The organism is uncultured Streptococcus sp., from assembly GCF_901875575.1.
GTDB lineage: Bacteria > Bacillota > Bacilli > Lactobacillales > Streptococcaceae > Streptococcus.
The window spans coordinates 1-1,103 of the sequence record NZ_CABFMF010000041.1 but is presented as its reverse complement, the minus strand read 5'-3'; the positions used below and the strand labels follow the sequence as shown (position 1 = coordinate 1,103).

General features: G+C 37.4%; 1 pseudogene. It reads right to left on the bottom strand.

Going from position 1 to position 1,103, the window contains the following annotated elements:
• Window positions 1–1,103 (bottom strand): annotated as a pseudogene (locus QZ114_RS07670) (bacteriocin-associated integral membrane family protein); the annotation flags it as partial.

Below are 1,103 nucleotides of genomic sequence, written 5' to 3'. Positions count from 1 at the left end.
ATCAAGATATCTCGGCGGAATTGCTCGAAATATAGAAGATTGACAGAATAAAAGAGTAACAAGGAACTAGCTATCCCAACAATAGCTCCTAAGATTAAAGTTGCTGTTTCAGTTTGAACTTCATTATAACGAGTTAGATAAACACTTCTTCTTTCTTTAAGATAGGATACTTGCTCATAAATTCCAGCTTTCTTCAAGAGTTTAATCCCATCTTCATATCCTTTGACAAAGATATTATTACCAGCATTGATAGACCAAATGGATTTGGAAATGATACTATCACCTGTAGATGTTGGAGTAAATACAACTAAAATCGGATCAGTCAAATACTGAGTGGATACGGGATTCTCACCGTTATTATAAACAAACCGCTTTTCTCCCATTGAAAGATAACTAACGTGCGCTTTCATCTCATAATCCAAAGGAGCACTTGCCTCCTCACCAGATTTTCCATAATAACTCAATTTTTCTTCAAAAACTTTCTTAAGTTCTGCTTCTCGAGAGCGCAAATGTTCTGGGAGCAAGAGGATAAACTCACCTTTTTGGAGATGGGCTAACTTCTGTTTGGTCTCAGCATCTACCACGACCTTTTCCTTGTCCAAATAACTGGGACTAACATAGAGCGTATTAGCATCTGGACTATAGGTATCCAGTGTCTCTCCCTGTTCATTTTTTCCTTGTGGATTGGCGAAATGGAACAGATTATCCTTTACATAAAGGGCTTGTTCTTCTTCGATTGCTTCCTTGGCAAAGGCATACCACTTATTCTGATTTTCTGTATCATTTACTCTATCACCTAAGCCAAAGGAAATTTGATAATAGTCTGCTCTATCCTGCCATGCTTGTTTTGAAATTTCAAGTTCTTTCAATCGTTGGTAAGACGTCAAACCTGTCTTAACAGCGTAGCCTACTGTAAAGACAGCAACCAACTGACACAATAGGGTTAAAGCCATCAAGCGTTTAAGGGGTAATCTCCCCTTAATAACGGGAACTAATGCTTTGTAACTCAAACTCATTAGATAAAGGAGCATTAGTAAAATTGAAATCGCCAATAAAAACAACAGATAGAAACTAATCCCAAAACCATAGGTGGCTAACAAGAT